Raw genomic sequence first — 24,175 nt, forward strand, 5'->3', positions numbered from 1 at the left:
CGGGCGTTGCGGTCGGGGTGATCAGCAGCTGCAAGGCCGAGCAGAAGGTTCCATTCCGTACCGCCTGCCGGGCGTTGGGGGTGTCGGAGTCGTGGTTTTACAAGTGGCGCGACCGCCCGCCCACCGCGTGGGAGACGCGGCGACAGCACCTGGCGGAGGACATCGAGTAGGGCTGGACACGCTCTTGGCCGACGGACCCGCGGTCGAGATCCTCGCCGATGCCGGCTACCAGGGTCTGGGCGCTCAGACAGGTGGGCGGGTGGTGACACCGCCCCGTCGGAGGTTCAAGAAGAACGCGCCCGCCTGGTGCACCAGCGCCAGCGCAACCCACACTCCTCGCGCCGTACCCGGGTCGAGCACGGCATCGCCCACCTCAAGCACTGGCGAGCGCCGGCCCGACACCTCGGCCGCCGAGGTCCTCGACGGCTCACCGCTTGTCGTGCGGCGAGCTCGTTGGACGTCATCTCATTTGGTTCGGTAGCCCGTTGGTCGTGGTTTCGATCGTTGAGCGGCTGGTGCCGGATGAGTTGTGGGAGTTGTTACAGCGAGTGGCCCCAGAGGCACCGTCGCGGGCCCAGGGCGGCGGTCGGCGTCGGCATGGTGACCGGGAGGTACCGGCCGCAATCGTGTTCGTGGCCACGTCGGGCTGCACGTGGCAGCAGCTTCCGTCGACGTCGTTCGGTCCGTCCGGAGCGACGGCTCACCGGCGCTTTGCCGAGTGGTCCAAGGCTCGCGTGTGGGCCAAGCTCCACCGCTTGGTCCTCGACGAACTAGGCTCCCGCGGCGAGTTGGACTGGTCCCGTTGCGCGATCGACTCCGTGAGCATGCGGGCCCTGAAAAGGGGGAGCTGACAGGCCCGAATCCTGTGGACCGGGGCAAGTGCGGCTCGAAGATCCATCTGATCACCGAACGGGCCGGTCTGCCTCTGTCCGCCGGAATTTCTGGAGCGAACCTGCACGACAGCCAGGCGCTGATCCCACTGGTGAAGGGGATACCGCCGATCCGCACCCGGCGCGGACGCCGGCGACGTAACCGGGAAAGCTCCACGCCGACAAGGGATATGGCTACGACCACCTGCGGCGATGGTTACGCGGACACGGCATCCGCCACCGCATCGCCCGCAGAGGCATCGAGTCCTCGACCCGCCTGGGCCGCCACCGCTGGGCCGTAGAACGCACCATGTCCTGGCTTGCCGGATGCCGCAGACTGCACCGCCGCTACGAGCGCAAAGCCGAGCACAGGACGGCAACATGCTCGACATCCTCGCCCAGAACCGGCGGGACAAGGTTGCGGCCAGGCGCTCCTTCCGTCGCCTGATGAAGATGACGGGTGCGGTGCCCGGGGTGGTCGTCACGGACCGGCTCCGCTCCTACGGCGCGGCCTACCGCGAGGTCGTGCCCTCGGTGGAGCACCACTCACCGTGATGATTCTGGAAGCGTCAGTTTGAATCTTGCCGTAGCGGGATGATGCCTTCGGTGGCATCGCCCGTGGGCCTGACTCAATCACTCACTGACGCTTCGGCTGTCCGTCTCGTGAACTGTCGGTCCACCAGGCGGTGCCACCTCGCACGTAGCGGGTGGGGCTCCCGTGAATTGATAGGTGCTCGACCAGCGGTCCCATCACTGTGCTGTCCGTCAGCCCGGCCGAGACGTGCTCCCCCGGATCACTCGGACGAGCTACGGACTGCCCCATGAACGCTGAACCCACACCTGTGATCGGCGGCATCGACACCCACACCGACTTCCACCAGCTCGCGGTCATCGACACCGTCGGCCGACACCTGGCCACCAAGTCCTTCCCGACCACCCCGGACGGCTACCACGGCCTCCTGCGGTGGCTGCGAACGCACCGCGAGGTCCTGGCAGTCGGGATGGAGAGCACCGGCCACTATGGGCCGAACTCGCCCGCTTCCTGCACGTCCACGACGTCCAGGTCATCGAGGTCGACCGGCCCGGCAGGCGCACCCGCCACGTCTACGGCAAGACCGACCCCCTGGACGCCTACACCACCGCAGCCGCCGTTCTGTCCGGCTGTGCCAAAGGCACCCCCGGAGAGCCACAACGGCACCGTCGAGTCGATACGCGTGCTGCGCATGGCCCGGATCAGCGCCATCAAGGCCCGTACTCAGGCGATCAACCAGATCCGCGCTCTGATCATCACCGCTCCCAGCGAGGTCCGGGAACTGACCACCGGCAAGCTCATCAAGGCCCTGGCCCGCACCCGCCCGGCCGGTGATCCCGCCGACCCGGCACACGCAGCCAGGATCACGCTGCGCGACTGGCCCGCCGCTACCTGGCGCTGAACGAGGAGATCAAGGAGACCGCGGCCGAGATCGAACCCCTGGTCGCCCGGGCCGCGCCACAGCTCGTCACGCGGTCCGGGATCGGCCCGGAGACCGCCGGCCAGCTCCTCATCAGCGCAGGCGACAACCCCCAGCGGCTGCGGACCGAAGCCTCATTCGCCCGGCTGTGCGGCGTCGCTCCCCTCCCCGCGTCCTCGGGACGCACCGACCGCCACCGCCTCCACCGCGGAGGGACTGTCCAAGAAGGACATCATCCGGTGCCTCAAACGCTTCGTCGCCCGCGAGGTCTACCACCGCCTACCTCGGTTCACCTGGCACCTCGAAGTGGCTCCCGAGGCCGCTTCGAAACGGTCTCCGGTCCCTTCGTGCACACAGCCAACCCTCGCGCACACGCATACTGACGAGTCGTCATAGAAAGCACGGCCCTATGCTGTAGTGGCGTCAGACACCCCGCCGCCGCCACGGCGCGCTGGGCTACCTCTCCCCGTTGGAGTTCGACCAACAGCACCACAGGACAGCTGAACTCTCACTCGCAGCATGAACCCCTGTGTCCACACTCCGGGGGTCACCTCAAACTTCCCAAGGGCACCGACCTGGACTGCTACCCGAGTTCCCTCGAACGTGCCGTCCTCGCCATCGACTCCGCCCGAGTGGGGCGCCTGCCGGTTTCCGGGTGACGCACTCCCGTTGGACGGGCTGGGGGAGCTTCTCGGCGTCTCGACGCGAAAGGATCACCGCGCACTCGTCGGCGATGAAGATGCCCATCAGCGCCATATGGGTGTTGCCTGAGCTGTGGTCAGGGCTGTTCCACTTCGATGCGGAGGATACGGTCGTCGCCGGAGCGAGGATCGGTACCGCCCCAGGTGGCACCGTCGGTGTTGGAGGTGATGATCCACAGGGATCCGTCAGGTGCGACTTCGACGGTGCGGATGCGGCCGTATTCGCCCTGGTAGTAGGCGATGGGCTCGGCGGTGGCGGCTTGGCCGTCGACGGGGAGTTGCCACAGCCGCTGGCCGCCGAGGGCGCCGATCCACAGGGATCCTTCGGCGTAGGCGACGCCGGAAGGGCTGGCGTCGTCGGGGTGGATGACGGCGATGGGTTGTTCGCCGGCCGATCCTTGGGTGCCCTCGGACTCCGGCCATCCGTAGTCGGCGCCCGCGCGGAGCACGTTGACCTCGTCCCAGGTGCGGTGGCCGAGTTCGGTGGCGTAAGCAGTGTCGTCCGGCCCGAAGGTGATGCCCTGAACGTTGCGGTGCCCGCTGGAGTAGACCGGTGAGTCTTTAGGGTTGTCTCGTGGTACGGAGCCGTCGGTGGCGATGCGAAGGATCTTGCCGTTGAGGGAGTCGTCGTCCGCGGCGTTTTCGGGTTCGAAGGCGTCGCCGGTGCCGATCCACAGGTGGCCGTCGGGACCGATGACAATCCGGCCACCGTGGTGGCGGTCGGCGGTCTGGATGCCTTCGAGCAGAACCCGTTTGAGGGCGAGGGCGTCGTAGTCCGCGGCGATCGTGAGCGCGACGATACGGTTCTCGCTTGCGCCGGAGACCGAGGCGTAGACCGTGCGATCGTCGGCGAAGTCGGGCGAGGCGACGATGCCGAGGAGTCCTCCCTCCGATGTGGCGTTCACATCAGGGACGACCCCCACCGTGCGGGCGTCACCGCCGTCGGCAGGTACGCGCAGGATCTCACCGGTGATCCGTTCGGAGACCAGCGCCGAGCCGTCGGGCAAGAAGGTCAGCCCCCACGGCGCGTCAAGTCCGGTGGTCAGTTCTGTGGGTTCGCCCAGCGTCGCGGCGCCCCCGCCGCCGGACCTCGCAGACGTCGTCGGCAGCGACGCCCTCGACCGCTCCGACTCCTCGGACCTGCCGGAACAGCCGCTCAGTACAAGTCCCAGGCACAGCGCCCCAGTCGACAGTCCGACAACCGTCGCCCGCGCAGAACCACGCAGACTCCCGCTCCACCCACGTGCCACACCATTCATGACTTCACCTTCAGTGTTTCGGCGAACCCGAGCCGCCGCACGAAAGCCTCGCGTGTCAGGTCGCTGAACGCCATGACGTGGTCGACGCCGGCCTCAGCCGCGTCCACCACCGAACGGAAGGGCTTGTTCCCGACCGGCAGGGCGAGGATGCGCTCGATCTCGTCCGCGACGCTCTGCGGGTCGGCCGTCGTGCCCGGCGCGAAAAGCTGATCGTGCGCCTCGTGCGTGCGCTCGACCAGTGGGTCCAACTCGGCGTATTGCACCGCCACTCTCAGGTCGCCGGCGTGGCTGGCCCCGAGGAAGTGATCAGTCCCCCGGGTGATCGCGCCGGGCATCACGATCGACGTCTCGATGCCGAACTGCGACACCTCGTAGGAGGTGACCACGGCTAGTGCGTCGAAGGCGGCCTTGGAGGCCACGTAAGGGCCGAGGAACGGTGGAGTGGTCACCTGGATGGTGCTGCCGACGTACAGCAGCGTGCCGGAACGGCGGGAGCGCATGTGCGGCAGTGCCGCGCGGTTCACCCGGTGAGCGCCGATGGTGTTGACGTCCAGCAGGCGGCTCACGTCGTTGTCGGTGAACGCCTCGACGTACCCGATGTACAGGTGTCCCGCGTTGTGCACGACGGCGTCGAGACCGTCGGTCTCGTCGAGAACGTGCCGGACGGCGGCGTCTGCAGACTCCTGGGATGTCACGTCGAGCTCGACGACCCGCAGCGTCCAACCCTGGGAGCGTGCGAGAGCCTTGAGATCGGACACAGCGCCGGCGTCGCGGTGGCCGGGGTCCCGCATCGTCGCGTACACGGTGTGGCCGGCGACGGCCAGCGTTTCCGCGGTTCGGCGTCCGATACCGGTGGATGACCCTGTGATCAGTACGGTTGACATGCCTGTCCCCTCAGGCCATGGCGCCGTTGGTATGGAGAACCTGGCCGTTGACCCAGCGGGCGGGGCCGGCGAGGAAGGACACAGTTTCGGCGATGTCCTCGGGCGTGCCCAGGCGCTGCATGGGGTTGGCGTTCGCGATCTGGTCGACGGCTTCCTGGCTCTTGCCCTTGAAGAACAGAGGGGTTGCGGTAGGTCCGGGAGCGACGGCGTTGACGGTGATGTCTCGGCCCCGCAGTTCGCGGGCAAGGATGAGCGTGAGTGCCTCGACTGCGCCCTTGGAGGCCGCGTAGGCGCCGTAGGTGGGGATGTGCAACCGGGTTACCGACGTGGAGAAATTGATGATCGATCCGCCTTTGCGGACACGTTGTGCGGCGAGCTGGTCGACGACGAAGGTGCCGCGCACGTTGGTGCGCTGGATGCGGTCGAAGGTGTCCAGGTCCATCTGCGCGATGGGGGCGAGCGGCATGATGCCCGCCGTGTGGACGACGACGTCGACGCCGCCGAGTTCTCTGTCCGCGATGTCGAAGACCGCGGTCATGGCTGCTTCGTCCGCTACGTCGCCACCCACGGCGACGGCCGGGACTCCGGCACGGGTCAGCGCGCTCGCGGTCGCCTCGGCTCGGTCCTCGGCGCCCGCGAAGTGGATCAGGACCGAGAAACCGTCCGCGGCCAGGCGCTCCACGCATGCCTGTCCGATGCCACCGGATCCGCCGGTGACGACCGCCACGCGGCCAGTGTTGTTCACCATGGCCCAAACCTCCATATGATGGATATGGACGAGCTGTCCACTAGCCACGATACATAGAAATGTACAAGTAGTCCACAAAGGAGATTGTCCATGTCCCAGAACACCGCCGCCCGCCGGGGACGAGGCCGCCGGCCGGCCGCGGAAGTCCGCGCCGGCGTACTCGCGGCAGCGGGACACATCCTGCTCACCGAGGGCTTGCGAGCCGTCACCTTCGACCGCGTCGCCACCGAAGCCGGATCAAGCAAGATGACCCTCTACAAATGGTGGCCCTCACCTTGCGCCCTCGCCGCCGAGGCATACTTCACCCAGAGCGGCCAAACCCTGCAGTTTCCCGACACCGGCGACCTCCGCGCCGACCTGATCACCCAGCTCAGTTCCTTCATCCGCTGGCTCGACGAAGGCGCAGCAAAACCCGTCTCCGAACTCATCGGCGCCTCCCAGACGGACCCCGACCTCGCACACGCCTGGTCAAACAGCTATGCCCTGCCCCGCCGCGAACTCGCCCGCGCACGCCTGCGCACCGCCCAGGAGCAAGGCCAGCTACGCCAGGACGCCGACCTCGACATCATCGTCGACCAACTCTGGGGCGCCTGCTACCACCGACTCCTCGTACTCAAAGTCCCCTTCGACGACACCCTCGCCGAACGCCTCGTCGACCAAGCACTCCGCGGCGCAACACCCCACACGACATGACCGCCTCATCGCGGCCGCGACCGCCCGGGCCCGCGCCCGTGCCACCTCGTCCTGGCCCGGTGAGGAAACTGGCTGACTCTGCTATCGAACGGAGCCAGAGCGAGCGAGCAGGTCCTGGTCCGGCTCACTGCCGGCGGCGTGGTGCACGGTGTCACGGAATTGTTTGGGTGAGGTGCCGGTCACGCGGCGGAACGCGGTGCTGAACGCGCTCTCGGATTCGTAGCCGGTGGCGAAGGCGAGTTCGGAAATTGACCGGGTATTGCGACGCAGGGCGTCGCGGGCCAGGCTCATTCGCCACTGGATCAGGTATTCCAGTGGCGCGGTTCCGGTCTGCTTCTTGAAGGAGGCGGCGAATGCCGAACGGGACATCCGGCCGATTTCGGCGAGCTCTTGCAGGGTCCATTTGTGTCCCAGATCGGCGTGCATGGCGCGCAGTGCGGCGCCGATGCCGTTGTCGTTGAGTGCTCCCAGCCAGCCGGTGGGCCGGTCGGTTTGCTCGGCGTGAGCGCGCAGCACCTGAACGAACAGGATCTGCGCGAGATGGTCCATGACCAGAGAGCGGCCGACGGCGTTGCTCTCCACCTCGCTGTTGAGCAGCTCGGTCACATGCGCGAGCAGCACGCTGCGCGGGTCGGTGGCCCGGATGTGGACGAGCCGCGGCAGGATATCGATCAGTATCGAGGCGTTGGGCTCGTCGAAGTAGAAGTACCCGCCGCACAGGTAGGTGTCTTCCTCGGCCTCGGAGCCGATGCGCGCCACCCCGTTCGTGGCGGTCTTCCACAACGTTTCCGCCGGCTGCGGTTGCGTGGCGAGGGTGCTGGCCATCCGGTAGGACGGCGGGTTGCCCAGGAGGTAGAAGTCGCCCTCGCGCAGGTGCACGGGCTCGCGCCCGTCCAGGGCCAGCCAGCATTCCCCGCGGACGACGCCACCGATTTTGACGTGAGGGAACGCATCGAACCGTAACGCCCACGGTTGTGCGGCGCGCAGAGCCGGGTCGACCACGGTGCGGGGCCGCAGCAGGCCGATGGCACTGGCGATCGGGTCGCTGGACCCGAGCGGAGCACCGGTCGTGGACGATGCGTAAGGAAGTTTGGACTCCACATTATGGATTGTAGCAATCCGCTCTCGCATCCTTGATCCAGCGGGCAAGCGGATTTCACGCCGTCTGGCCCGTTACCAAAGGATTTCGTTCGAGCGTACCCGCGCAGAACGAACAAAAGGCATTGGGCTTCCGTTCCCGGGGGCCGAAAGAAAGGCCATCATGTCTGCCAACGACCTGCGCACGTTCTACCAGCGCTACATCGACATGCTCAACGCCCACGAACTGCACCGCGTGGACGAGTTCATCAGCGATGAAATCACCTACTACGGCGATCCGGCGACTCGTGCCCAGGCCCACGCCGCACTGACCGCCGAGATCGAGGCGGTGCCGGACTTCCACTGGGAGCTTGAGGACCTCAAGGTCGACGGAGACACTATCGCCGCCCGGCTGACCAACACGGGCACGCCCGTGAAGGAGTATCTCGGCGTGGCTCCCACCGGCGCCTCGTTCGAAATCGTGGAGTACGCCATCTACCGGGTACGCGACGGACGGTTCGTGCACATGACCAACCTGCACGACACCGAGACGCTCAAGCAGCAGCTGCGTGCCTGACCTCCGCCGTCCGATCGGAGTCGGCGTCGTCGGCCTGAGCGCGCGGGGAGGCTGGGCGGCCGGCGCCCACCTGCCCGCGCTGGCGGCCGTCAACGGAATGGAGCTGCGCGCGCTGGCGGTGAGCTCACCGGCTTCGGCGCATGCCGCTGGAGCGATGTACAACGTGCCTGCGTACACCTCGGTCGAGGAGCTCGCCGGCGACGACAACGTCGACCTCGTCGTGGTCGCCGTCAAAGTGCCCCGGCATCGCGAGATCGTGCTGCCCGCGCTCGAAGCGGGCGTGCCGGTGCTCACCGAATGGCCGCTCGCGGTCGACCTGGCCGAGGCCGAGGAGATGCAGCATGCCGCCGGAAGGACACGTACCTTCGTCGGCCTGCAGGGGCGCTCCTCGCCCACCTTCCGCTGGCTGACCGACCTGGTCTCCCAGGGGTTTGTGGGAGAGGTGCTCTCCGCCACCGTGGTGGCCTCCTCGACCGAATGGGGCACCCCGGTCTCGCAGCGGCAGGTCTACACACTCGACCGTCAGCTCGGGGCCACGATGCTGACCATCGCCTTCGGGCATGCGATCGACCTGGTGTCGATGGTCGTCGGGGAGCTTCAGGACGTGGTCGCCACGACCGCGACCCGGCGCCCCCAGGTCCCTCTGGGCACCACCGGGCAAGTGGTCCCGATGACCGCCGAAGACCAGATCGCGGTCTCCGGCACGGTGAAGGGCGGGGCAATCCTGTCCGTCCACCACCGTGGGGGCGCGGCGTCGGGTGCGGGATTCTCGCTGGTCATCGACGGCACGCAAGGACGACTCGAAGTCACCGGCGCCGAGTTCCCGCACATCGGGCCGGTCACGGTGCACGGCACACGCAACGGCAGCCGGCCTGCCCGGCTCACGCCGCCCAGCGGCCACGACCGTTATCCCGACCTGGCCGGAACCGTGAGCCACACGCTGGCCCACGGGTACGCCGCCATCCGCCACGACCTCATCCACGGCACGGCCCTGGCTCCGGACTTCGCCCACGCCGTCAGGCGCCACCGGCTCCTGGACGCGATTCAGCGCTCCGCCACCACGGGGCGACGAACCACCACCCACCTCTGACAGACGAAACGGCGCCGGGTCGCACAACAGGCGACCCGGCCCGCCACTCACGGCCAGCTCCTCCTTGAGCCGGGCCACACAAGATATCCCCGCACAGCGCCATGCGCCTGCTTGAAGGCCTCGGCCGAGACAGCAACAGGACACGCCACGCACCGCGGGCGGGACGCCCGTTCCCCCTGGACCCCAACCGCCGCGGAGCGCAGCCGCGTTGGTGCGACAGAGCCCGTCGATGCAATCGCATCGTACAAAGTAGAAGATGGAGACCCCAGTGGGACAGCTCGACCACAAGACCGCCCTCATCGCCGGTGCCACCTCCGGCATCGGACTCGCGGCAGCTCGCGCGCTCGCCGCCAAAGGGGCATACGTCTTCTTGACCGGCCGACGCGAGGAACGGCTGGAGGAGGCCGTGGCGGAGATAGGCGCGGACAGGGCGACGGGCATCGCCGCCGACGTCACCGTCCTCTCCGACCTTGACCGCGTCATGACCATCATCAAGGAGAGCGGTCGCGGACTCGACATCCTCTACGCCAACGCGGGCGTCGGCAGCGTCGGCTCCCTGGGCGAGATCACCTGGGAGGAGTTCATGTCCACGTTCAACACCAACGTCGGCGGCATGGTGTTCACCGTCCAAAAGGCGCTGCCGCTGCTCACGAAGGGGTCCTCGGTGATCCTTTGCGGCTCCTCCATCGATGTGAAGGCCGCCCCCGGCATGGGCGTCTATGCCGCAACCAAGGCCGCCGTCCGATCCCTGGGCCGCACCTGGGCCGCGGAACTCGTCAACCAGGGCATCCGCGTCAACGTCCTCGCTCCTGGAGCCACCAACACGGCCGCTCTCGCCGAACTCACCGACGACCTCGCAGCACTGATGGAGAGCCTGACCACGGCCACCCCCATGAACCGCATCGCCACACCCGAGGAGACCGCCAACGTCGTGGTCTTCCTCGCCTCGGACAGCAGCAGCTTCATGACCGGATCAGAGATCTACGTCGACGGCGGCCACAGCCAGCTCTGAGTGGGCATTCAGACCGTCATCCCGTCAGGGAGCGCCTTGGCGTCGCCGTCGCTGACGATGTGGCCGCCGGTCGGGGTGCCGAAGTGGGCGCTGAGGATGAGCGTCCCGGTGTCCGCGTACTGTTTCACGAGCGCGTCACGGGTCTCGGCCGAGGCGTGCTTGTCGAAGTCGAACTCGGCCGACCAGTCCGGGCGCGTGACTTGGCACGGGTAGTGCATCAGGTCACCGGTGATCTCGGCGCTCTCATTCTTGGATTCGATGCGCACCGCGACGTGATGGGGTGTGTGGCCGAAGCTCGGGACGAGTGAGACCTCCGGGGTCAGTTCGCTGTCCGGGTCCACGAAGCCGACCAGTCCGGCGTCGGCGATCGGGCGCACCGAGTCGTTGAACACCGCGGGGCCGTCCATCATCGTGCACGCGAACTCGGAGTACGAGGTGCCGGAGCCGTCGGTCTTGGCGTATCCCTTCCAGAATTCGAACTCCTCACGGACGCAGTGGTAGGTGGCGTTGGGGAAGGTGGGCGCCCATGCTCCGTCGACGAGACGGGTGTTCCAGCCGACATGGTCGGTGTGCAGGTGTGTGCAGATGACCCCGTCGACGTCGGCCGGGTCCCACACCTTGCTGAAGCGCTCCAGGAAGTCGGTCCGCAGCCCGTTGAACGACTCGTCCATCGGTGCCCAGAACGCCACCTCTTCGATCTTGGTGACGGTGACGTCGCCGATCTCCCACTGCTCCGTTGCCATGGCTGCTTCTCATTTCTCGCGGGAACCGGGCGGGACGCGTCCTGCCCGGCGCCGGATTTCGGATGCCGAACGACCACATCGGGTCCGTTCCTCCAGTGTTATGGCCGCTCCACACCGCTCGGGCCTGCGAGGATGGCCCAGTTGGACCCAGGTTCGGCCGGCCCCTCCCCGGTTCCGCAGGGTGGCCGGACAGGACATGCGTCTGGGCCCGACCGCTCGAACGACCGGGCCCGGACGCGTACTCACCCGCGAATCGTGGGTCAGCGCGAACAGATCGAGACCGACTCAGGCCTGCCCCGCCGTACACGGTCCACCGAGGGCGGCACCGGCATCCCCCTGCGCTGGTACGTCCGCAACGGAGCGGGCACCGGCTCCGCGGTGGTCCACGTCCACGGCGGCGACAAGATCGGCGGCACCGTGGAGAGCTACGACCCGCTGATGCGCCACTACGTCCAACTGACCGGGGTGCCCTTCCTCACGGTCGGCTACCGCCTGGCCCCCGAACACCAGGGCACCACCTCGGCCGAGCACCTTCGCCGCACTCCTCCGGCTGCACGAACACGTCGGCCAGCTCGGTGTCGACCTCGCGCACATCGCCGTCATGGGCGACAGCGGCGGCGCCATCTGCGCGGGCGCGGCCGTACCGGCCCGGGACAACGACATCCCGCTCGCCCGCCAGATCCTCGTCTATCCGATGCTCGACGACCGCAACATCGTTCCCGACTCCGTGCCGGCCCCCACCGCGACGTGGACCTACGACAACAACTACACCGGCTGGGCAGCCCTGCTGGGTGACGGCCTCGGCACCGAGTCGGTCTCGTCCGTGGCGGCGCCGGGCCGGCTGACGGACTTCACCGGCCTCGCACCCGCCCATATCGAAGTCGGCACGCTGGACATCTTCCGCGACGAGAAGAGCATCGACTTCGCCAGGAACCTGCTGCGAGCGGGCGTCGAGTGCGAACTGCACGTCCGCCTCGGAGCGCCGCGCGGCCACGACTGGCTCAATCCGGACTCGGCCCTCAACAATCGTGTCATCGCGGACCGGACACGAGTCATCACCTCCCTGTAACGCGACTCCTCGACCGCGGGTGACGGCACCGCGCCTCTCGGATCCGTCGGCGACTGTCTTCGTATGCGGCACCCTCACAACCACGCTGTGGGGCCGACAACGAGCGGCGTATCCGAAGCAACTCAGCCCACGTCGTCCTCAGCAATCGGCGCGGCCCGGCCACCCTGGCCGTGCTCGTGGCCGAACTCGGCCCGCGCGCCCGAGCGGCCACCCCCGTCGAGGCCGCAGCAGCGAGCGAACTGGTCGTCGTGACGATTCCCCTGCCCGCCTACCGCACTGTCCCCGTCGAACCGCTGCGCGGCAAGACGGTGATCGACACGAACAACTACTACCCGGCCTTTCAAGGCGGCGCGATCGACGAGCTGGAGGCAGGGACCACCACCATCAGCGAACTCCTCCAGACCCACCTGCCCGCATCCCACGTGGTCAGGGCCTTCAGCAACATCGGCTCGACCCACCTGGCCAAGCTGGCCCGCCCCTCCGGCGCCCCTGACCGGTCCGCACTGGCGCTCGCCGGCGACGACGCACACGCCACGCAGCAGGTCACGGCCTTCCTCGACACGATCGGCTACGACGCCGTGGACGCGGGCATCCTCGCCGAGGGGTGGCGCTTCGAGCAGGACACACCGGCCTACAGCGACCCGTACTTCAGCGAAGGCCACAGCACGACAGCCGCACTGCAGGGCGGCGACCCCGGCCCGGGACAGCAGGTCACGGCTGACACCCTGCGGCACGAAGACCTCGCCGACGCGGGTATCTGGCCTCAGAAATGCTCGGGGCTGCAGGAACTGTTCAGAGGTTCGGAGGCGGTGCGCGTCGACCACTGACTTGTCCTGATCTGCCCAACAGGTCGCCTGACACTCCATCAGAACGGGCGTCAAATGAGCATCATTTCAGCATCGGGATATCGCCCGTAACACCCACAACGCACTTAATGCGCGCACGAACCTCAGGCCAAGAGCCCTTTGCGGCCGGTCCAAGTCAGCATCGACTCAGCATGAGTACGATCAGAAGTGATCGAAGACGGCGAAACCGACACTTCCACTTTCTCTAGCTTTCTGCTTGTGACCTGCAAACATGCAGCTCACAGCAGAAAGCCGGAGAGCGCGCCACAAAGCTTGGGCGATCCCCCGCGTCGCCCAAGCCCTGCGGCAGCCCCGTGCGCCGACCCGGAAGGGCCCTCGACGGGACGCCCCGAGTATACTGGCTTAGAGCCAGTCAACGCAGGAGTCAAGCATGTCCCCGCGGAGCGCGTCGGTCAATGAGGAGCTGCGCCGGCGCTCCCGGGAGCGGCTGCTGCAGGCCACGGTGGAGCTGGTGGCCGAGCGCGGTTATGAGGCGACGACGCTGGCCGACATCGCGGACCGGGCCGGTTCCGCGCGCGGGCTGATCTCGTACTACTTCCCGGGCAAGCGCCAGCTGTTCCAGTCCGCCGTGCACCGGCTGATGCACCGCACGCTCGCCGCCGCGCTGGAGCGGGAGCCGGCCACGGAGGACGGCCGGGAGCTGATGGCGCGGGCGATCGACGCGATCCTCGGGCTCACGGTGGAGAGTCCTGTCCTGATGCGCGCCCACATGGCCGGCATCCTCCAGGCGGAGGGGTTCGTGCAGTGCTCCGAGCAGCAGCGGCTCGCGGGCCTGCTGCGCGAGACGGTGGAGCGGTACGGGTCGGCGGATCCGGACACCGACTATCCGATGCTGCGTGCCCTGCTGATGGGCGCGGTCTTCGCGGCGCTGATGCCGGGGGCGCCGATGCCGCTCCCCCGGCTGCGGGCCGAGCTGTTCGACCGCTACGGCCTCGACTGGGAGTCGGGGTCCGCCGTATGGGCCCGGCCGGATCAGGGAACACCCGCCGCGCCGACGGCTGTTGTCACCGCGGGCAGGCGAGCCCGGCCGGACCCGGACGGCAGACCCCGGGTCCGGTCCCGCCGGGCGTGAGGCCGCCCGGCGGAACGTCTCAGGACATCGTCCCTCAGTGGCCGAAGTCGGCGAAGTAGTCGGGCTGCGTCTGGACGTTCAGCTCGTCCATCCGCACCCGCTTCGCGGGATCGGTCAGGCGGTCGTCGAGCTTCAGCACGTCGAAGCCCTTGACCATGTCGTTCGAGTAGATGTAGCCGTTGTAGTAGTACGAGGACCAGGTGCCGCCGCCCACCAGCGTCTCGGCCGAGATCGGACCGCGCTCGAAGTACGCGATCTCCTTCGGCTTCGAGGAGTTGGTGAAGTCCCAGACGGAGACGCCGCCCTGGTACCAGGACTGGACCATGATGTCGCGGCCCTTGACCGGGATCAGCGAGCCGTTGTGGGCGACGCAGTTCTCGGTGTCGGCCTGGTGCCGGGGGATCTTGAAGTAGCTGCGGAAGACCAGCTTGCGCTGGTCGCCCTTGCCGACGATGTCGTAGATGCCGTCGGCACCCCGGTTCGGACCGATCGCCTCGTTGCAGGTGGCGGCGCCACCGCCGCCCAGCTCATCGGTGAAGATGACCTTGTTCGCCTTCTGGTTGAACGTGGCCGAGTGCCAGAACGCGAAGTTCACGTTGTCCTGGACCTGGTCGATCACCTTGGGGCGTTCCGGGTTCTTGATGTCCATCAGGATGCCGTCGCCCATGCAGGCACCGGCGGCCAGGTCCTTCGAGGGCAGCACGGTGATGTCGTGGCAGCCGGTGGTCGCCGAGACGCCCGGGTTGGTGGGCGCTCCGGGGTTGCCGCCCTCCGGGAACAGCACCTCGAAATCGAGGAGTTCGGCCTTCTGGGGTGCCTTGCGCGGCACCTTGATGATGGAGATGCCGTCGTGCGGCGGCTGGCAGTCCGGGAAGGACGTGCTCGGCGAGTACGACGAGACGTAGACGTAGACGTCCTTCTTCTTCGGCACCAGCGTGTGGGTGTGCGAGCCGCACGCCGTCTCGACCGCGGCGACGTACTTGGGGTTCCGCTTGTCGCTGATGTCGAAGATCTTCATGCCCTCCCACGACTCCTTGACCGTCGCGGACTGCGCGACGCTGTTGCAGGAGTTGTCACTGCGGGAGGAGTCGGTCGAGAGGAAGAGCAGGTTGCCGGAGACCGAGATGTCGTTCTGCGATCCCGGGCAGAGCACCTGCGCGACGGTCTTGGGGGACTTCGGGTTGCTGATGTCGAAGATCCGGAAACCGTCGTAGTTCCCCGCGAAGGCGTACTTGCCCTGGAAGGCGAGATCCGAGTTGGTCCCCGTGATCAAGTCCTTCGGGACATTGGCCACATGCGTGATGTTGGAGCTGTGGACGACTTCGTCCACGCCGGGTATGTCGCCTTGTGCGATGGCCTCCTTCACGTCGGCGGCCTGGCTCTTGGAGACCTTCTCCTTGGCCGGGGCGTCACCGGGGTCGGGTGTGGCGAGCGCCGGCCCTGCGGTCAGCAGCGTCGCGAAGAGCCCGGCCGCGGCTGCCGCCACGCCCAGACGTCTGCGCCGCACGCGGGTGGTGTGCAACGAGGTCACTGCGTCCTCCCTTGTATCCGTCCAGAGTGGAACGGGTCTCGGACCTCGGCAGTATCGTCCTTCTCATGTACATCTCAACAGATGGCAACAGAGACGTAATGAAAGTTTTTGATCACTCGCACGCGGAAGCGTGTTAGGAACGTGTTCTGTCCTGCCCCTGCGCTGTAGGAGGTCACCGTGTTGATCCGCCACCGGAATCCGCGTACCCGCCGGTCCGCCGTCGCGGCGGCGGTGGCCGTCGCCGTACTCGCCCTGGGAGCCTGCGACTCGGGGGACGACAAGGCCGCGGAGACGAAGGCGGCGCAGGGTCCTGGCGTGGTGGCGCCCGGGAAACCGGGTGAACCGGCCAGGACGCTCTCCCCCGAGGAGGCGAAGAAGGCCGCGCCCGACGACACCCCCAACGCGGCCGACTTCACCTACGCGCAGATGATGATCGTCCATCACGGCCAGGCGCTGGACATGACCGCGCTCGTCCCGGAACGGGCGTCCTCGACGCAGGTGAAGCGGCTCGCGTCACGGATCTCGGCCGCGCAGGAGCCGGAGATCGGCGCCATGGAGGCGTGGCTGAAGAACAACGGCGGGGCCGAGGAGCAGAACAGCCATGACCACATGACGATGCCCGGCATGGCCACCGAGGCTCAGCTCACGCAGTTGCGTGCGGCGAAGGGCACGGCGTTCGACGAGCTGTTCCTGAAGCTGATGATCACTCACCATCAGGGCGCGGTCACGATGGCGACCGAGGCGGTCTCGGAAGGGAACAACATCCTGATCGGGGAGATGGCCAACGAGGTCATCGCCCAGCAGACCGTCGAGATGAACCGGATGCGCTCGATGTGAGCCCGAACGGCACCCGCTGACGCCGCGTGAGGTCAGCGGCGGTGGTGACGGGGGCTGAGATGACCGTCGTCGCGCGCCCCCGCGATCAGCCGGAGCGCCTTGCGTCGGCTGAATCCGGTGGCGGACATGACGGCGAGCACGGGGTCCTGGCCGGCGCTCTGGGCGGCGCGGTAGATCTCGGCGACGCCGCGCCGGGCCGCGCCGCCGCGCGAAGCGGACGTACGGGCCCGGTGGCGGCCGGATTCCACGGGCCCCCGCTCGCCCCCGGAAGGGTCTCCGGGGGCGGTCGGCGCAACGGAGGGGGCCGGCGCCACGGGGACGGCGGCCTGGGGCTCGGCGGTGGCCGGTGTCCCGGCGAGGGAGGGGGGCTCGGAGACGGCTGGGGTCCCGGAGATCTTCGGCGTCTCGGGGGTGGTCGGCGTCTCGGCGCTGGTGGGGGGCTCGGAGACCGTCGGCCCCTCCGGGGGCGCCGCCTCCGGGGCTGCCGGCGTGCCGGGCGTGGGCACAGGGTCCGTCTCGGTTCCCGGGCCGGGCCGGGTCATGTGTCCGGGCCAGGCATCCGTGCCGGGAACGGGGCCGGCGTGAAGACCGGCGGGCGGCGTCGGCCTCTCCGGCGGACCCGCCATACCCGCCGTACTCTCCGTACCGGACGCGCCCGACGCACTCGAAGCGTCCATCGCGTCCGCCGCCTCCGCCGGGCCGCTCCGGCCCTCGGGGGGCGGCACCGGACCAGGCTGGGGTACGGGCGGTCTGTGCGGCCCGGCGACCACCTGGCAGGCGTTCTGGAGGGGCGCCTCGATCGCGTCGGCCAGCGCGGCGAACCCTTCGAGCGCCAGTGGCGGATCCGCCTGCGCGTCCTCGATGGCGATCCGGCCCTCCCGTACCACCGCGAGCACATCGATCCGGGCGCCGTCCTGGAACGTCAGCCGGACATCGACCCACGGCGGCAGGAGCTCGCATCGCCCGGCGCCGTCCCGGGGGTCTCCGGCGACGGTCACCGTGCCGTGCCCCTGCACTTCCCACACGGGCCACTCGCACGCGTCGCGGTCAGGGGGTTCTTGGGCGGACATCAGTCTGTGTTCCGACACATTCACAACTTAATCAGGCAATCCGCCCCTATGGTTTTGGCGCGCACGCGTCGGCCCGTACGGCACCCTGTCGGCTCATAGCACCAGCCCGTCGCCGCACATCATGCCTGATCAGAGGGGTGAAGCAGCGAGCCTGACCTCCTGCGCGGCGGCGGCGTCGAGGACGCTGTCGAGCACCCCGGGGAAGAGCGTGTCCAGGTCCTCCCTGCGGAGCCCGCTCATCTTGGCCGTCCCCCGGTAGACCTGCCGGATCACCCCGTTCTCCCGCAACACCCTGAAGTGGTGGGTGGTGGTCGACTTGGTGACGGGCAGGTCGAAGTGTGAACAGGACAGCTCCCCGCCGTCGGCGTCCAGCTCCCGGACGATCCGCAGCCGCAGGGGGTCTGCGAGCGCGTGCAGCACACCCTCCAGGCGGATCTCCGTACAGGAGGGGTGGGCAAGCTCACGGGTGCTGGTCGTGGCGGTCACGGCGGCTCCACTCGATCGAGGCGTGCGTCCATTATACGAAGATCTTCGTAGTTTGACATTTCCCGTACTACGGTGGGTACCGTACGAAGCATGAGCCGAGCCTTCCCCTCCAGTACCGCCCCCGCCCCTCAGACACGTTGCGAATGGAGCCTGCCGTGAGCTCACTGTTCGAGCCGTACACCCTGCGATCCCTGACCATCCCGAACCGGATCTGGATGGCACCGATGTGCCAGTACAGCGCGGAGGAGTCGGGCCCGGACGCCGGTGTGCCGGGCGACTGGCACTTCGCCCATCTCGCGGCGCGCGCCGTCGGCGGTACGGGCCTGATTCTCACCGAGGCCACGGCGGTCAGCCCGGAGGGCCGGATCAGCCCCGCCGACCTCGGTATCTGGAACGACACCCAGGTGGCCGGGTTCCGCCGGATCACGCGCTTCCTCGCCGAGCAGGGGACCGTCTCCGCGATCCAGCTCGCACATGCCGGGCGCAAGGCCAGCACGGACCGGCCGTGGAAGGGCGGCGGCCCGGTCGGCCCCGAGGCGAACGGGTGGGAGCCGCTGGCGCCGAGCCCGGTGCCCTTCGCGGACGGCCACCTCCTCCCCGCCGAGCTGACGGTGGAGCAGATCGAGGAGATCGTCGGCCAGTTCGCCGCGGCGGCCCGGCGCGCCCGGGAGGCAGGGTTCGAGGTCGTCGAGGTGCACGGGGCACACGGCTATCTGATCGGCGAGTTCCTGTCGCCGCACAGCAACCGGCGTACGGACGCCTACGGCGGCTCCTTCGAGAACCGCGCGCGCTTCGCCCTCCAGGTCGTGGACGCCGTCCGCGCCGAGTGGCCCGACGAGCTGCCGGTCCTCTTCCGGATCTCCGCCACGGACTGGCTCGACGAGGGCGGCTGGACCGTCGACGACACGGTGCGCCTCGCGGACGAGCTGCTGGCGCACGGCGTGGACCTGCTCGACGTGTCCAGCGGCGGCAACGCCTCCGGCGTGCGCATTCCGGTCACCCCCGGCTACCAGGTGCCGTTCGCGGCGCGCGTCAAGGCGGAGACCCGGCTGCCCGTGGCGGCGGTCGGTCTGATCACCCGGCCCGAGCAGGCCGAGAAGATCCTCTCGAACGGCGAGGCCGATGCCGTCCTGCTCGGCCGGGAGCTGCTGCGCGACCCGTCCTGGGCCCGCCGCGCCGCCGGTGAGCTGGGCGGTACGGTGCACACCCCGCCGCAGTACGACCGGGCGGTCTGAGCGGCGGGAGAGCCGGAGCGGTGACTGCGGGGAGCGCGGACCGGCGGTCACCCGGCCGGGCTTCCCGGCGCCGACCCGCCCGGCGCCGACCCGCCCGGCCGCGCGACGTACGATGACGCGGTCGTGGCCCGGTCGTCCGGCCGGGCGGCCAGCGAACAGGGGAACGAGCCATGGGAACGCCGGCTCAGCAGACCGTCGTCCGTCCCGCCGCGCCCGCGGATCTCCACGCCGTGGCCGGGATCTACGCCCACTACGTCCTGCACAGCGTGGTGACGTTCGAGGAGGTGCCGCCGACGGCCGACGACTGGCTGCGGCGCTTCCAGGACCTCACCTCCCGGGACGCCCCGTTCCTGGTCGCCGAGGTGGCCGGGGAAGTGGCCGGGTACGCGTACGCGGGACCGTGGCGCCCCCGGCCCGCCTACCGGAACACGGTGGAGGACACGATCTACCTCTCCCCCCGCCACACCGGCATGGGCCTGGGCAGCGCCCTGCTGGGGACCCTCGTGGAGCGGTGCGCGCGGGCGGGCCGACGGCGGATGGTCGCGGTCATCGCGGACACCGGCCAGGACGCGTCGGCCGCGTTGCACCGGCGGTTCGGCTTCACCCACGCCGGGCGGCTGACGGAGGTCGGCTACAAGCACGGGCGGTGGGTCGACACCGTACTGATGGAGCGGGACCTCTCGCGGGAGCCCTGACCTCCCCCGCGGACCGGCGGGACGGCCCGGGCGCTTCGAAACATTTCGCTGCCAATTCCGAATGACGCAGAGGGTATTGACGCGCGCGCTGGGGCTTCTATCATCCAAGACGTCCGAAGCGCCGGTCTGTGTTCGACACTTCGAACCTGCGGTTCTCGAACCATGACCGATCCGACGCGGTCCGCGCACCTCACCGCACCGCGCGGGCCAGGCAGTTCCGCATGTCGTTCTCCCAGCACCCGTCGGCAGTTCGGGCGACTCCGTCGAAACCTTTCGCACCGTACGCGAGGAGGAACGGCCGACATGTCATGGCTCGAACAAGAACACAGCCGACGCGGGGCACTGGTGACAGCCACCGGACTGATCGCCGGCGCCGCGCTGCCGGGTACGGCGACCGCGCACGCGGCGACGTCCGCGCCCGTGGCCGGTGCCGCCGTCGCACCGGCGGCACCGGCCGCCGGGCCGTACACGAATCCGGTGGTGTGGCAGGACTTCGCGGACATCGACATCATCCGGGTCGGCGACGTCTACTACTGCTCGGCCTCCACGATGCACTACTCGCCGGGAGCCCCCGTCCTGCGCTCGTACGACCTGGTCAACTGGGAGATCGCCGGTCACTCCGTGCCGGTCCTGGACTTCGGGAGCAAATACGACCTCAACGGCGGCCGCGGTTACGTCCGGGGCATCTGGGCGTCGTCGCTCGCCTACCGCCCCGGCAACCGGACCTTCTACTGGCTCGGCCAGATCGACTTCGCCCGTACGTACCTCTACACGGCCACCGCCGTCGAGGGCCCGTGGAACAGGCTCACGACGATCGGAACCGCCTACTACGACGCGGGGCTGCTCGTCGACACCGACGACACCCTGTACGTGGCGTACGGCAACACGGAGATCAGCGTGGCCCAGCTCTCCGCGGACGGGCGCACCCAGGTCCGTACCCAGCAGGTGTTCAGCACGCCCTCAAGCATCGGGACCCTGGAGGGGGCGCGCTTCTACAAGATCAACGGCAACTACTACATCTTCCTGACCCGCCCCGCCAACGGCCAGTACATACTCCGGTCGACGAGCGGACCCTTCGGCCCGTACACCCTGCGGCAGGTCCTCCTCGACCTCGGGGGGCCGGTGCCCGGCGGGGGCGTCCCGCACCAGGGCGGACTCGTGCAGACCCGGAACGGTGCCTGGTACTACATGGCCTTCGTGGACGCCTACCCCGGCGGCCGGGTCCCGGCCCTGGCACCGATCGCCTGGACCTCGGACGGCTGGCCCGTCGTGCAGCTCGTGAACGGCGCCTGGGGAGCGTCGTATCCCTCTCCCGTCGTGCCGCCACCGCCCCGGCAGGTCACCCCGATGACCGGCGTCGACACCTTCGACGGCACGGCCCTGAAACCCCGGTGGGAGTGGAACCACAACCCGGACAACGGGAAGTGGTCCGTCGGCAACGGCCTGACGCTGCGCACCGCGACCGTCACCGACGACCTGTACTGGGCCCGGAACACACTCACCCACCGCGTCCAGGGCCCCACGTCCACCGCGACGATCCAGCTCGACTGCGCCGGGATGCGGGACGGCGACCGGGCGGGGCTGGCGCTGCTGCGCGACGCCTCCGCGTGGATCGGTGTGAAGCGGGACGGCGGCGTCCCACGGATCGTCACCGTCGCCGGGCTGACCATGGACGGCAACTGGAACACCACCGGCACCGGGTACGAGACGGCGGGCGCCCCGTTCTCCGGTGGCCGTCTCTGGCTGCGCGCCACCGCCGACATCCGGCCCGGCGCACCCCGCCCCGGCACCTTCTCCTACAGCACCGACGGCGTCAACTTCACACGCCTGGGACCCGCTTTCACCATGGGCAACAACTGGCAGTTCTTCATGGGGTACCGGTTCGCCCTCTTCAACTACGCGACGCAGGCGCTCGGCGGCTCGGTCGGCGTGGCGCGGTTCGAACTCTCGACGCCCTGAGCCCTCCTCTCCACTCACACCGCATCCGCATCCCTGTCCCAACCGACCGTACGAGGAGAACCATGAATCCACTCATACGACGCGGCCGCCGCCGCGCCTCGGTGTTAGGCCTGCTGACCGCCTCCGCGCTGCTCGCGACCGGGGTCGCCGCCGCCGCGCCCGTCGATACGACCGAAGCAGGAACCGGGACCGGGGCCACAACCGTCCGGGCGAGCACCCTGGGCGCCCAGGCGGCCCAGTCCGGGCGGTACTTCGGGACCGCCGTGGCCGCCGGCAAGCTGGGCGACGGAACGTACGCGACGATCCTGGACCGCGAGTTCAACTCGGTCACGCCGGAGAACGAGATGAAGTGGGACACCGTCGAGCGGTCCCGCGGCTCGTTCAACTTCGCCCCCGCCGATCAGATCGTCAACCGCGCCTCGGCGCGCGGCCAGCGCGTCCGGGGTCACACACTGGTCTGGCACTCCCAACTGCCCAGCTGGGTCAGCTCCCTCACGGACGCCAACACACTGCGCGGCGTGATGAACAACCACATCACCACCGTGATGAACCACTACAAGGGCAAGGTCCAGGCCTGGGACGTGGTCAACGAGGCGTTCGCCGACGGGGGCAGCGGTCAGCACCGCCCCTCGGTGTTCCAGAACCTGCTCGGTGACGGCTTCATCGAGCAGGCCTTCCGCACCGCGCGGGCCGCCGATCCGGCGGCCAAGCTCTGCTACAACGACTACAACATCGAGAACTGGAACGACGCCAAGACCCAGGGCGTGTACCGCATGGTGCGCGACTTCAAGGCGCGCGGTGTGCCCATCGACTGCGTCGGCTTCCAGGCCCACTTCGGCACCGGCGGCCCCCCGGCCGCCTTCCAGACGACGCTGTCGAACTTCGCGGCGCTCGGCGTGGACGTACAGATCACCGAACTCGACATCGCCCAGGCGCCGACGACCGCGTACGCGAACACCGCCCGGGCGTGTATGAACGTCCCGCGGTGCAACGGGATCACCGTGTGGGGCATCCGCGACAGCGACTCCTGGCGCAGTGGGGAGAACCCGCTGCTGTTCGACAGTGGCGGCAACAAGAAGGCGGCCTATCAGGCGACGCTGACCGCCCTCGGCGGCAGCGCGGTCACGACGGCGGGCACCCCGGGCACCCGCGGGGCGACCCCGGCGGGCGCCCGGTCGGCCTCCGCGCCGGCGGCGCCGGCGGCCCTGCCCGGCAGCTTCTCCTGGAGCTCCAGCGGCGCGCTGATCGCCCCGAAGCCGGACTCGACCCACAACATCGCCGGGATCAAGGACCCGTCAGTCGTCTACTACAACGGCAAGTACCACGTGTTCGCCAGCACGGCGAGCGCCGCCGGCTACAACCTGGTGTACCTGAGCTTCAGCGACTGGTCCCAGGCCGGTTCGGCGACCCACCACTACCTGGACCGCAGCGCGATCGGCACCGGCTACCGGGCCGCGCCGCAGGTCTTCTACTACGCCCCGCAAGGGCTGTGGTACCTCGTCTATCAGACCGGCAACGCGTCCTTCTCCACCAACCCGGACATCAGCAACCCGGGCGGCTGGAGCGCGCCCCGCAACTTCTACTCCGCGATGCCGGACATCATCAGGCAGAACATCGGCAACGGCTACTGGGTCGACATGTGGGTGATCTGCGACAGCGCCAACTGCTACCTGTTCTCCTCCGACGACAACGGGCATCTCTACCGCTCGCAGACGACGGTGTCCCAGTTCCCCAACGGGTTCACCAACACCGTCATCGCGGCCCAGGATGCCAACAGGTACGCCCTGTTCGAAGCCGCCAACGTCTACAAGGTGCAGGGCGCCAATCAGTATCTGCTGGTCGTGGAGGCGATCGGCTCCGACGGCCGGCGCTACTTCCGGTCCTGGACCGCGAGCAGCCTGGCCGGCTCGTGGACTGCCCTGGCCGCCTCGGAGAGCAACCCCTTCGCCCGGGCGAACAATGTCACCTTCCCGGCCGGATCCTGGACCAGGGATGTCAGTCACGGCGAGATGATCCGCGCGGGCTACGACCAGACGCTGACGATCCCCGCCTGCAAGTTGCAGTACGTGTACCAGGGCATGAACCCCGCCGCGAGCGGCGACTACAACACACTGCCGTGGCGGCTCGGCCTGCTCACCCAGACCAACTCGGCCTGCTGACCGAGGGGCCGGCATCCGCCGGGGGGGGCCCCCGGGGGGCGGCCCCCGGGGGAGGGGGACAACCCCAACCCCAGGAGGTTAAAAAAAAAACA

22 protein-coding genes and 4 pseudogenes are annotated in these 24,175 nt (G+C 68.7%); 18 read left to right on the top strand and 8 right to left on the bottom strand.

Features of this window, described 5'->3' with window-relative positions:
• The first annotated feature begins 17 nt into the window (after nt 1-17).
• From ACFTZC_RS31580 to ACFTZC_RS31600, 5 genes and pseudogenes are all read left to right on the top strand, one after another.
• Nucleotides 18-170: a helix-turn-helix domain-containing protein gene (locus ACFTZC_RS31580; protein WP_382895533.1), complete on the top strand. Its 153-nt coding sequence runs from the start codon at nt 18-20 to the stop codon at nt 168-170.
• Between the two features lie 315 nt (nt 171-485).
• Nucleotides 486-1,317 (top strand): annotated as a pseudogene (locus ACFTZC_RS31585) (IS5 family transposase).
• Nucleotides 1,239-1,418: pseudogene (locus tag ACFTZC_RS31590) on the top strand (DDE-type integrase/transposase/recombinase); the annotation flags it as partial. The pseudogenes ACFTZC_RS31585 and ACFTZC_RS31590, both read left to right, overlap by 79 nt.
• A gap of 272 nt (nt 1,419-1,690) precedes the next feature.
• Nucleotides 1,691-2,302: a transposase gene (locus ACFTZC_RS31595; RefSeq protein WP_382895496.1), complete on the top strand. Its 612-nt coding sequence runs from the start codon at nt 1,691-1,693 to the stop codon at nt 2,300-2,302.
• A gap of 110 nt (nt 2,303-2,412) precedes the next feature.
• Complete coding sequence (locus ACFTZC_RS31600) at nt 2,413-2,703, top strand: transposase (RefSeq protein ID WP_382895535.1); 291 nt, start codon at nt 2,413-2,415, stop codon at nt 2,701-2,703.
• A gap of 395 nt (nt 2,704-3,098) precedes the next feature.
• Here the strand turns inward: ACFTZC_RS31600 and ACFTZC_RS31605 are convergent, their stop codons facing one another.
• The 3 genes from ACFTZC_RS31605 to ACFTZC_RS31615 are packed head-to-tail and all read right to left on the bottom strand — an operon-like array spanning nt 3,099 to nt 5,912.
• Nucleotides 3,099-4,280: a PQQ-dependent sugar dehydrogenase gene (locus ACFTZC_RS31605; RefSeq protein ID WP_382895498.1), complete on the bottom strand. Its 1,182-nt coding sequence runs from the start codon at nt 4,278-4,280 to the stop codon at nt 3,099-3,101.
• The gene (locus tag ACFTZC_RS31610) at nt 4,277-5,164 is read right to left on the bottom strand and encodes an SDR family oxidoreductase (RefSeq protein WP_382895500.1); all 888 of its coding nucleotides are present in this window, start codon (nt 5,162-5,164) and stop codon (nt 4,277-4,279) included. The genes ACFTZC_RS31605 and ACFTZC_RS31610 overlap by 4 nt, the downstream gene beginning before the upstream one ends.
• 10 nt (nt 5,165-5,174) lie before the next feature.
• On the bottom strand, nt 5,175-5,912 hold the full coding sequence (locus ACFTZC_RS31615) for an SDR family oxidoreductase (RefSeq protein ID WP_382895502.1): 738 nt from the start codon (nt 5,910-5,912) through the stop codon (nt 5,175-5,177).
• Nucleotides 5,913-6,002: 90 nt separating this feature from the next.
• On the opposite strand from ACFTZC_RS31615, the gene ACFTZC_RS31620 reads away from it, so the two are divergent.
• On the top strand, nt 6,003-6,605 hold the full coding sequence (locus tag ACFTZC_RS31620) for a TetR/AcrR family transcriptional regulator C-terminal ligand-binding domain-containing protein (RefSeq protein WP_382895503.1): 603 nt from the start codon (nt 6,003-6,005) through the stop codon (nt 6,603-6,605).
• 81 nt (nt 6,606-6,686) lie between these two features.
• On the opposite strand, the gene ACFTZC_RS31625 is transcribed toward ACFTZC_RS31620, so the two are convergent.
• Complete coding sequence (locus ACFTZC_RS31625) at nt 6,687-7,706, bottom strand: AraC family transcriptional regulator (protein WP_382895505.1); 1,020 nt, start codon at nt 7,704-7,706, stop codon at nt 6,687-6,689.
• 160 nt (nt 7,707-7,866) lie between these two features.
• Here ACFTZC_RS31625 and ACFTZC_RS31630 point away from each other — a divergent pair, with 160 nt between their 5' ends.
• The 3 genes from ACFTZC_RS31630 to ACFTZC_RS31640 all read left to right on the top strand — a co-directional run bounded on the left by ACFTZC_RS31630 (nt 7,867) and on the right by ACFTZC_RS31640 (nt 10,361).
• Nucleotides 7,867-8,259 (top strand): ester cyclase, encoded by a 393-nt coding sequence (locus tag ACFTZC_RS31630; protein ID WP_382895507.1) that lies wholly within the window; start codon nt 7,867-7,869, stop codon nt 8,257-8,259.
• A complete protein-coding gene (locus ACFTZC_RS31635; RefSeq protein ID WP_382895509.1) occupies nt 8,252-9,349 on the top strand; it encodes a Gfo/Idh/MocA family protein in 1,098 nt (365 codons plus the stop codon). Before ACFTZC_RS31630 ends, ACFTZC_RS31635 begins: the two co-directional genes overlap by 8 nt.
• Before the next feature lie 268 nt (nt 9,350-9,617).
• Nucleotides 9,618-10,361, top strand: coding sequence for an SDR family NAD(P)-dependent oxidoreductase (locus ACFTZC_RS31640; RefSeq protein WP_382895537.1), 744 nt, complete (start codon nt 9,618-9,620; stop codon nt 10,359-10,361).
• Between the two features lie 8 nt (nt 10,362-10,369).
• Here ACFTZC_RS31640 and ACFTZC_RS31645 read toward each other — a convergent pair whose 3' ends face one another.
• Nucleotides 10,370-11,104, bottom strand: coding sequence for an MBL fold metallo-hydrolase (locus ACFTZC_RS31645; RefSeq protein ID WP_382895510.1), 735 nt, complete (start codon nt 11,102-11,104; stop codon nt 10,370-10,372).
• 132 nt (nt 11,105-11,236) lie between these two features.
• Between ACFTZC_RS31645 and ACFTZC_RS31650 the strand changes: the two are divergent.
• The 4 genes and pseudogenes from ACFTZC_RS31650 to ACFTZC_RS31665 form a co-directional block, all read left to right on the top strand.
• Nucleotides 11,237-11,605, top strand: a pseudogene (locus ACFTZC_RS31650) (alpha/beta hydrolase); the annotation flags it as partial.
• A 40-nt stretch (nt 11,606-11,645) separates the two neighbouring features.
• Nucleotides 11,646-12,173 (top strand): annotated as a pseudogene (locus ACFTZC_RS31655) (alpha/beta hydrolase fold domain-containing protein); the annotation flags it as partial.
• Between the two features lie 110 nt (nt 12,174-12,283).
• Complete coding sequence (locus ACFTZC_RS31660) at nt 12,284-13,000, top strand: NADPH-dependent F420 reductase (RefSeq protein WP_382895538.1); 717 nt, start codon at nt 12,284-12,286, stop codon at nt 12,998-13,000.
• Between the two features lie 409 nt (nt 13,001-13,409).
• Nucleotides 13,410-14,111, top strand: coding sequence for a TetR/AcrR family transcriptional regulator (locus ACFTZC_RS31665; protein ID WP_382895512.1), 702 nt, complete (start codon nt 13,410-13,412; stop codon nt 14,109-14,111).
• 34 nt (nt 14,112-14,145) lie between these two features.
• Here the strand turns inward: ACFTZC_RS31665 and ACFTZC_RS31670 are convergent, their stop codons facing one another.
• Nucleotides 14,146-15,642, bottom strand: coding sequence for an LVIVD repeat-containing protein (locus tag ACFTZC_RS31670; RefSeq protein ID WP_382895513.1), 1,497 nt, complete (start codon nt 15,640-15,642; stop codon nt 14,146-14,148).
• Between the two features lie 183 nt (nt 15,643-15,825).
• Between ACFTZC_RS31670 and ACFTZC_RS31675 the strand changes: the two genes are divergently transcribed.
• The gene (locus tag ACFTZC_RS31675) at nt 15,826-16,479 is read left to right on the top strand and encodes a DUF305 domain-containing protein (RefSeq protein ID WP_382895540.1); all 654 of its coding nucleotides are present in this window, start codon (nt 15,826-15,828) and stop codon (nt 16,477-16,479) included.
• 32 nt (nt 16,480-16,511) lie between these two features.
• Here ACFTZC_RS31675 and ACFTZC_RS31680 read toward each other — a convergent pair whose 3' ends face one another.
• Both ACFTZC_RS31680 and ACFTZC_RS31685 read right to left on the bottom strand, forming a co-directional pair.
• A complete protein-coding gene (locus ACFTZC_RS31680; RefSeq protein WP_382895514.1) occupies nt 16,512-17,567 on the bottom strand; it encodes a DUF6214 family protein in 1,056 nt (351 codons plus the stop codon).
• A 111-nt stretch (nt 17,568-17,678) separates the two neighbouring features.
• Entirely contained in the window at nt 17,679-18,035 is a 357-nt protein-coding gene (locus ACFTZC_RS31685; protein ID WP_382895516.1) for an ArsR/SmtB family transcription factor, read from the bottom strand.
• A gap of 155 nt (nt 18,036-18,190) precedes the next feature.
• Here ACFTZC_RS31685 and ACFTZC_RS31690 point away from each other — a divergent pair, with 155 nt between their 5' ends.
• The 4 genes from ACFTZC_RS31690 to ACFTZC_RS31705 all read left to right on the top strand — a co-directional run bounded on the left by ACFTZC_RS31690 (nt 18,191) and on the right by ACFTZC_RS31705 (nt 24,083).
• Nucleotides 18,191-19,270 carry an NADH:flavin oxidoreductase/NADH oxidase gene (locus ACFTZC_RS31690; RefSeq protein WP_382895518.1) on the top strand — a complete coding sequence of 360 codons (1,080 nt, stop codon included), beginning with the start codon at nt 18,191-18,193 and terminating at the stop codon, nt 19,268-19,270.
• A 170-nt stretch (nt 19,271-19,440) separates the two neighbouring features.
• Nucleotides 19,441-19,965, top strand: a complete 525-nt coding sequence (locus ACFTZC_RS31695; protein WP_382895520.1) for a GNAT family N-acetyltransferase — start codon at nt 19,441-19,443, stop codon at nt 19,963-19,965.
• A 303-nt stretch (nt 19,966-20,268) separates the two neighbouring features.
• Nucleotides 20,269-21,924: a glycoside hydrolase 43 family protein gene (locus tag ACFTZC_RS31700; RefSeq protein WP_382895522.1), complete on the top strand. Its 1,656-nt coding sequence runs from the start codon at nt 20,269-20,271 to the stop codon at nt 21,922-21,924.
• 62 nt (nt 21,925-21,986) lie between these two features.
• Nucleotides 21,987-24,083, top strand: a complete 2,097-nt coding sequence (locus ACFTZC_RS31705) for a non-reducing end alpha-L-arabinofuranosidase family hydrolase (protein ID WP_382895524.1) — start codon at nt 21,987-21,989, stop codon at nt 24,081-24,083.
• The last annotated feature ends 92 nt before the right edge of the window (nt 24,084-24,175 follow it).

This window comes from Streptomyces sp. NPDC056987, assembly GCF_042673865.1.
Lineage (GTDB): Bacteria > Actinomycetota > Actinomycetes > Streptomycetales > Streptomycetaceae > Streptomyces.